Source organism: Kitasatospora sp. NPDC091257 (assembly GCF_044757675.1).
GTDB lineage: Bacteria > Actinomycetota > Actinomycetes > Streptomycetales > Streptomycetaceae > Kitasatospora > Kitasatospora lactacystinica.
This window is the reverse complement of sequence record NZ_JBIVVI010000328.1, coordinates 1-7,833: the sequence shown is the minus strand read 5'-3', so window position 1 is coordinate 7,833 and position 7,833 is coordinate 1. Positions and strand designations below refer to the sequence as shown.

Here is a 7,833-nt window from a genome sequence, read left to right as displayed (position 1 = left end):
GTCTACGACGTCTCGCACAACCTCGCCAAGCTGGAGACCCACGAGGTGGACGGCGAGCTCCGGCGTGCGGACATGGACACCTTCACGAGGCCTCGACCGAAGCCCGCCGGCGGAAGGCCGGGGCATGGGCCTTGTCCGGACGGCGGTAGACATGGAAAGTGGCTTGGGGCCGCTTCTCCGTCCCGACGAACCGGATGGCCCGACTTTCCGACTTCCCGCTCCGCGAAGGGCCCAGGCAAGGCAGGCTACATGCACACCATGGTGACGACCGGACAACAACAGGGCGTCCGGGGCCCGGTGGCGCAGGGGACAACAGGGCGACCAGGGCTCGAACGGCCGACGTCCTCGCGCGGAGGCGGGTCCGGCTGCTGCGGCATGCGAGGAGGGGCTTGTGCCTGGAACCGAGAGTACGAGTGACGAGGCGGGCGGGGGAACGAGGGATGCGGCGGCGGGCGCGTCGCTCGCCGGGACCGCGCTCGTCGTCGCGGTCACCGTCATCGCGCTGTGGCTCGGGCTCCTCGCCTGGCTGGCCTTCAACGCCGAAGCGAGCGACGTCACCTGGTCACGTCTGCTCGTCGTCCTCGGGTCCGTGGAGGCGGTCGCGTTCGCGGCCGTCGGCGCCTTGTTCGGTACGACGATGCAGCGGCAGCGGGTGGCGGACCTGACGGCCCGGACCGAGGCCGCCGAGGCCCGCGCGGACGCCAACGCGACAGCGGCCCTCAACGGCCACAGGCTGGCGGCGGCGGTCCAGGCGACCCGCACCCCCGGCGGCGGGCCGGACACGGAACAACTGTCGGCCGAAGGCCGATCCGGCAAGGATCCCCTGCTCGAACTGGCCGACCGGCTGTTCCCGCACTGAGGCGTCACCGTGGACACCATCGGAAGGCTGGTGCGCGACGGCGAGCCCGTCGGGACCGCGTTCGTGCTCACCGCCGACGGGCTCGCCGCGACCGCCGCGCATGTCCTCGCGCCGCACCCGACCGCGCAATGGACCTTCGAGCCGATCACCGCGCCCGGAATCTCGCTCCCCGTCGACTGCTCGCCGCCCTCGGACAGCGCGACCGACGTGGCGCTGATCCAGGTACGCGAAGCCGACGACTGGAAGCCGATGACGCTCGCCTCGCACACGCGCGCCACCCCCGGCGACCCGGTCCACCTCCGCGGATTCACCGTGTCCCGCGACTACGACTCCGGCGTCGGCCACTACGTCGGCACCACGGCGCAAAACGGCCGGGAATGGGTGAAAGTGAGCTGCCGACACGCCCAGCCGGGCATGAGCGGCGCACCCGTGCTGCTCACCGGGACGGGCAGCGTCATCGGCATCGTGTCGGCGCGCCTCAACGCGGGCAACTGGAACCGCGACACCGTGCTGCTCGCCCCGGCCGAGCGACTCGTCGCGCTCGCCCCCGAGCGTCTGGGTCTCGCCGCGCCGGCCCGTCGCTTCACCGACGGCATCCTCCGGTTGTCGTGGCTGCGCGACGGCACGAAGGAACTCCTCCTGGAAACCGACGACTTCAACGTCTCGTTCGGCCGCAACGCCCACAACCGGGTGTACCTGCCGGACCGGCGCGACAGCCGCTTCCACGGTCATCTCGCCCTGATCGGCACGACCTTGACCTACCGGCACCTGGGCTCCCACCCCGCGTTCCGCGACTACCTGATCACTGTGGTGCGCAAACGAGACCGGCGCCCCTCACCGGCCGCCCCGCAGGACGGCGCCCGACGGAGCACGTACACGTACCTCCTGCAGATCCTCGCCGCCAACGGCGCCTGGAGCCTGATCCTCGACCCGCACACCGGCAAGCCCGCCGACGGCGCCCTCGGCGCCGTCTCGGCACCCGCCGAGCTGCTGCCCGGCATCGCCCAGGACGTCATCGACCGATTCGGCGGCATGCCGCACCGCCGCCGTGTCGTGTTCTTCGAGGGAGACCGGACACAGCAGAAGCTCACCACGGACGACGTGTACGGCATCGTCATGGAAGGCGACGCATCGGTCCGCCCCTACTCCGAGGGTCTCGGCTGAGCCGCGCGGCCGGGCCCGCCGGGGCGATCCCGGCCTCTCAACACCGACCTGGAATGGAGCGTCACAATAGCCACTAACTCGCTGTTCTCGCTGTGCTCGGTCAACTGCTTGGTCCTGGAAGCCGATGTCGAGGCGCTGCAGGTCCGGTGGCGGCAGGCCGTCGCGACGCCGGGTGGGCCGAAGGGACGTCGGAGGCCGTACGTGCTGCTGCCCGGTGAACGGTGCGGCGAGGTGGCCATGGCCGCCGGGCTGGTGCGCAGTGCCAGGCCGTGACAGCCGGCCGGGACCGCGGGAACGGGGGTGTCCCGGGTCCCGGTGATCGCTGCCCGTTTCCGGGAAGGGACGTCCGGAGCTCACTCAAAGGGTCCGGCGTCGCCGGTTGTCCTGCTCGCGCTTGCGTTTGGCTTGTTTGGGGGTCAGCAGACCGGCCTGGACCTTCCGCCTGAGCTCGGCGTTGCGAGTCGCGCGGTCGACGTCGTGCTTGACGTCGGAGTCCGCGCGTTGTTTCGGCAGGACTGTGGTCTGCCACGTTCCGTCCGCGAGCGCGGCCATCACCTGGCGCCGAAGCTCGGACCAGCGCTGATGGTTGTTCCGCCAGGTCGGATCGAGGGTGCGGCTACCGAACTCCTCACCGTACGGGTCGAGGGAGCGGCGGACGAAGGCGTACTCGCCCGGGTGCCGGCGGGCGAGTTCGGCCTGGACCTCGGGCTCGATGCCGGCCCACGGCTCCTTGCGCTTGAGGTCCCATCGGGCGACTTCCTTGGACAGCCTCCGGACGGTGCGCTCGTACTCGGCCAGGCGCTGGAGCACGGCGACGAAGAACCGTCGGTTGTTCAGGGTCCGCATGGCCTCGGCGTGCCCCAGCACATACAGATCGATCTCGAGGTCGCCCAACGCGCGTGCGGAGACGGCGTGGGCCCGGGGCGTGCACTCCTCCAGCAGTTCCAGCAGGGCCTGGTGCCAGCGGCGCAGCAGAAGGGGGTGCCGCAGCAGGGTGTTGCGGGCATCCTGCTGGTTGATGTCACGGGCCACCGTGCTGCGGAAGGGCTCCCACGGCGCCTTGATCAGCATGGAGACCGCGGTGGTGAGCGGGGCGTCGATCGCTCCACTCGCGGCGGCCATCTCGATTGCGTGCAGGCCGTCCCTGGCGTCCGGCGGTTTGGGAACGTGCGCGGCGATTCCGGCCCTTCCGCAGAGGGCCTCCCTGATCAGGTCGCCTTCCTCGGTGAAGTGCCGGCGCAGCCACCGCTGGGCGACGTGGACGGCGTCGAGGTGGTCACGGACATCCTCGCGGGAGCGGTGAACCTCCAGCCTGTAGTCGTTGGCCAGACCGCGTGCTTCGGCCAGGGCCCGGCGGACCCACCGCAGCCGGTTCTCGTTCGCCTCGACCCGAGGGTCCCGCTGGTACGAGAGCCGCTCCACGGCGATCTGGAGCTCACCCTCGGCGAACAACAGTGCGTCCACCCAGTCCAGGTGCATCTCCAGCGACCGCAGCCATGCTCTGGTGCTGCGCCGGACGGGAGGGCGCGTGGCGTCGGCGATCGCCGTCCGCACGAGCACCTCGAAGTCCGACTCTGCGGCCTCGGCGACGACACTGGTCGGTAGACGTCCGCAGTCCGCGACGGACAGGCCCCTCGATTCCACACGGCCACCCTTCTGCACCACACCACCGTCTGCGGCTCTTCGTCAGGAACTCTAGAACACGCCTATGACACCCAGTCACCGAATTGTGACAGTGCGGCGCGAAGCATTGCCTGCTCGGTGCCGCCGGCGGCGAGAGGTCCTGATGGCAGGCTTCCCGGGTGCGGGCCCGGCCGGCCGCCCCTCGCGACTCGGAGGTGCGGGGCCCGGCCGTTGCCCTGCGGCGGGGTCCAGGGCCCGGGCCGACTAGGCTGAGTGGGTGACTCTTCAGCCGCCTCGTCCTCTCACGGCCGCAGCCGCGCGGGCCCTCCACTGCCTGCACGGTGCCGACATCTCCGCCGGCATGGGCGAGCGGGAGCTGGACGCCGTGGAGGCACGGTTCGGTTTCCGGTTCGCTGCCGACCACCGGGTCTTCCTGGGGGCGGGGCTTCCGCTGGGGGAGGGCTGGCCCGACTGGCGCGACGGCGATCCGGCCGTGCTGCGGGAGCGCCTCGACCGGCCGGTCGAGGGCACGCTCTTCGACGTCCGTCACAACGGCTTCTGGCACCCGGTGTGGGGCGAGCGGCCGCAGGAGGCCGAGGCCGCGGTGAGGATCGCGCGGTCCTTCCTGGCCGATGTCCCCCAGCTCGTCCCGGTCTTCGGCCACCGCTACCTGCCGGGGATTCCCGGACAGGTCGGACACCCGGTCCTGTCGGTCCACCAGACCGACATCATCCTCTACGGGGCCGACCTCACCGACTACCTCCGCCACGAGTTCGCCGGCCTGCCCGGGCAGTTGGACTCCGCCCGCGCCACTGTCCCTTTCTGGTCCCACGTCCTCGCGGAGAACAACGGCACCCCGCGTCCGGCCCTCTGCACGACGCCGTACGACCCCTGCGCCCGCACCTCGCGGGAGGCGCTCGCCGACCTGCGGATGCTGGCTCTCGAACGCTTCCTGGGACGCCACGTCAGCGCGGATCAGCTGATCCGGGCCGGCCTGGTGGCGCTCGTTCTGGATGTCGACACACCCTCGCTGCGGTTGCTCGCCGGGCTCGGGCGTTCCGAGGAGCCGGAGGCGGCCAGGCTCTTCGACCAGGTGATGGACGAGCTCGATCTGCTGGCGGACGCCCCCACGGAGGAACGCGAGATCCGCTGGGAGCTCGCCCGCTGGTGGCTCACCCTGATCGTGAAGGGCGGCATGCACCCGGCCATCGGTGCCGACCTCCTGGGCCACGAGGTGTGGTCACCGCTCGGCCACCCCGACACGCTGCAGCCGATCGTCAGCGAGGGCATCCAGTACGAGGATTGGAGCCCCGCCGTCGCCGAATCAAAGGAGGCCATCGCCGCGAGGATCGTCGCCGAGGCCGCACGACTGCTCGCCGGTCCCTGGCCACCAGCCCTCTGACGTCCGCTCCGTCCGTACGCAGGCGCCCCGGCGAGCGGACCGCCGCGCCGGCGAGTCGGCCCGCGTACCGCTGCCGGCGTGCTACTTCTGCCAGCCGATGGTCTCGGGCAGCGGGCTGTAGAAGATGGTGGCACCGACGTTGGCGAGGCCCTTGCGGATGCCGTAGGTGGAGGGGCCGCTGTAGAGCGGCAGGAAGGCGTACTGCTGGAGGGCCTTCTGCTCGACCTTGTTGGCGGCGGCGATCTGCTGGCCGAGGTCGGCGATCTCTCCGGTGGCGCGGATCTCCTTGTCCAGCTCGGGGGTGCCGGAGCCGGTGATGTTGGAGTCACGGTCCGAGCAGTAGAAGTCGCACAGGTACCGCGCGCCGAAGGGGTCCGTCGAGCGGTTGCCGGAGATGAACAGGTCGAAGCGGCGGTCGCTGAGCACCTTGGAGAAGTCGTTCTCGGAGACCTTGTTGACGTCCACCTTCACGCCGACGGCCTTGAGCATCGCGGTGAACGCTCCGGCGGTGGCCTTCTCGATGGGGCCGTCGCCGAGCAGGGTGTAGCCGAGTTCGAGCTGCTTGCCGTCCTTGGCGCGGATGCCGTCGGCCCCGGGCTGCCAGCCGGCCGCGTCCAGGGTCTTCCGGGCCTCCTCCGGGTCGTACTTCAGCACGGTGGCGACGTTGTCCTGGTAGCCCTGCTGGAAGCTGTAGAGCACTGCCGAGCCGGGCAGCGGCTCGGTGTAGTCGAGGCCCTGGAAGCGGATCTTCGCTATCTGCGTGCGGTCGATGCTCTCCTGCACCGCCTTGCGGACCTGGACGTCGCCGAGGAGCGGGGACTTGGTGTTGAGGTACAGCGCGTACTCGAAGGGACTGCCGCCGCTGCGGATCCCGGCGTCCTTGACCGTCTTCACCTGCTTGAGGTTCTCGGCAGTTCCGACGGGGGCGTAGTCGATTTCGCCGTTCTTGAAGGCGTTGATCGAGGCGGCGCTCTCCAGGTTGACGTAGACGCGCTTGTCGAGCTTGCCGGTCCGGCCCCACCAGGTGGGGTTGCGTACGAAGGTGATGTTGCCGGAGTGGTCGTCCCAGGTGCCCACGGTGTACGGTCCGGTGCCCCATTCGGGGTGGGCCGTCTTGACGTACGCCTTGTTGAAGTTGTCGACGGTGGCGGCCTGGGGGTGCAGGAAGGTGGTGAACAGCGCGGACCAGGAGGCGTTGACGCCCTTGAAGGCGATGACCGCCTGCTTGTCGTCCGCGCCCCGGGTGACGGAGGTGATGCGGTCGTAGCCGTCGGTGGAGGAGGCCGCGTAGTCCTTGTCCGAGCCGTTGTTGGCCTTCCAGGTGGCCTCGATGGCCCGCCAGTCGATCGGGGTGCCGTCGTTGAACACGGCCTTGGGGTTGAGGGTGATGACGACCTTCTGGTCGCCGCCCTCGACGGTGACCTTCACGTCGCTGTAGTAGTCCGGGTTGTACTGGACCTCGCCGGTGGGCGAGTAGGTGATGGCGTCGGCGTTGTACCAGGACCAGATCCGCAGCGCGTTCAGGGTGCCGTTGACGTTGAAGGGGTTGCCCTGCTCGTCGAAGGTCCCCGCGGTGGTGTAGGTGCCGCCGTCCTTGATGTTCTCGTACGGCTGGGGGTTGTAGTCGGTGACCGAGGACGCGACCTGGGCGGTGTTCTTGGCGTCCTGACCGGGGGCGCCGCCGGAGGAGGACGAGGAGGAGCACGCGGTGGCGGCGACCGAGACGGCCGCGGCGAGCGCGAGGGGCAGGGCGAGCTTGCGACGCATGGGATGTCCTTGGTGGGAATCGGTGAGAAGGGAAGAGAAGAGAAGAGAAGGGAAGGCGCTGGTGTCAGACCGCGTGGCAGGCGTACTGGTGGTCGGAGCCGTCCGGGGTGCCGACGGTCGCCGGCCGTTCGGTGCGGCAGCGCGTCCGTACGCCCTCGTCGGCCTCCCGGTGGAGCGGGCAGCGGTCGACGAACACGCAGCCCTGCGGCAGCCGGGCGGCGCTGGGCTGCTCGCCCGCGAGGACGATGCGCTCGCGGTGGCGCTGGCGTTCCGGGTCGGGGACCGGGATCGCCGACAGCAGGGCCTTCGTGTACGGGTGCCGGGGCCGGGCGAAGATCTCCTCGGTGGCGCCGGATTCGACGACGTGTCCGAGGTACATCACCGCGATGCGGTCGGAGAAGTAGCGCACCACGGCCAGGTCGTGCGCCACCACCAGGTAGGCCAGGCCCAGTTCGCGTTTCAGCCGGGCGAGCAGGTTGATGATCTCGGCCTGTACGGAGACGTCCAGGGCGGACAGCGGCTCGTCCAGGACCAGCAGCCTCGGCTCGCGGGCCAGGGCGCGGGCGATGCCGACGCGCTGGCGCTGGCCGCCGGACAGGGCGGCGGGGAAGCGGTCGCCCATGGCGCGGTCCAGACCCACCAGGTCGAGGAGCCGGGTGACCCGGAAGCGGATGGCCGTCCGGTCGGCGCCGGCGGCCTGGAGCGGTTCGGCCAGCAGGTCGAAGACGGTCAGCCGGGGGTCCAGGGCGTCCGTCGGATCCTGGAGGACGATCTGGACCTCGCGCCGCAGCTCGCGCACCTGGGCGGCCGACCGCAGCGTGGCGACGTCGGTGCCGGCCACTTCGATGCGGCCGCTCTCGGGGGCGCGCAGCCGCAGCACCTCGCGCAGCGTGGTGGTCTTGCCGCTGCCGGACTCCCCGACCAGGCCCAGGGTTTCGCCCGCGCGCAGTTCGAAGCTGACGTGGTTGACCGCGTGCAGGGTCCCCACTCGGCGCTTGAGCAGGGCCCCCTTGGTGAC

At 70.6% G+C, this 7,833-nt stretch carries 7 protein-coding genes; 4 read left to right on the top strand and 3 right to left on the bottom strand.

Annotation, left to right across the window (positions count from 1 at the left end; genetic code table 11):
* Positions 1 to 391 precede the first annotated feature (391 nt).
* From ACIQOV_RS17370 to ACIQOV_RS17360, 3 genes are all read left to right on the top strand, one after another.
* The gene (locus ACIQOV_RS17370) at positions 392 to 859 is read left to right on the top strand and encodes a hypothetical protein (RefSeq protein WP_401049362.1); all 468 of its coding nucleotides are present in this window, start codon (positions 392 to 394) and stop codon (positions 857 to 859) included.
* Between the two features lie 9 nt (positions 860 to 868).
* Entirely contained in the window at positions 869 to 2,023 is a 1,155-nt protein-coding gene (locus ACIQOV_RS17365; protein ID WP_401049361.1) for a serine protease, read from the top strand.
* 108 nt (positions 2,024 to 2,131) lie between these two features.
* The gene (locus ACIQOV_RS17360) at positions 2,132 to 2,296 is read left to right on the top strand and encodes a hypothetical protein (protein WP_401049359.1); all 165 of its coding nucleotides are present in this window, start codon (positions 2,132 to 2,134) and stop codon (positions 2,294 to 2,296) included.
* 84 nt (positions 2,297 to 2,380) lie between these two features.
* Here ACIQOV_RS17360 and ACIQOV_RS17355 read toward each other — a convergent pair whose 3' ends face one another.
* A complete protein-coding gene (locus tag ACIQOV_RS17355) occupies positions 2,381 to 3,667 on the bottom strand; it encodes a hypothetical protein (protein WP_401049358.1) in 1,287 nt (428 codons plus the stop codon).
* A gap of 256 nt (positions 3,668 to 3,923) precedes the next feature.
* Between ACIQOV_RS17355 and ACIQOV_RS17350 the strand changes: the two genes are divergently transcribed.
* The gene (locus tag ACIQOV_RS17350) at positions 3,924 to 5,048 is read left to right on the top strand and encodes a hypothetical protein (protein WP_401049357.1); all 1,125 of its coding nucleotides are present in this window, start codon (positions 3,924 to 3,926) and stop codon (positions 5,046 to 5,048) included.
* Positions 5,049 to 5,129: 81 nt separating this feature from the next.
* On the opposite strand, the gene ACIQOV_RS17345 is transcribed toward ACIQOV_RS17350, so the two are convergent.
* Positions 5,130 to 6,815 carry an ABC transporter family substrate-binding protein gene (locus ACIQOV_RS17345; RefSeq protein ID WP_401049355.1) on the bottom strand — a complete coding sequence of 562 codons (1,686 nt, stop codon included), beginning with the start codon at positions 6,813 to 6,815 and terminating at the stop codon, positions 5,130 to 5,132.
* 64 nt (positions 6,816 to 6,879) lie between these two features.
* Positions 6,880 to 7,833 (bottom strand): ABC transporter ATP-binding protein (locus tag ACIQOV_RS17340; RefSeq protein WP_401049354.1); only part of this gene is annotated, 954 nt, incomplete at its 5' end.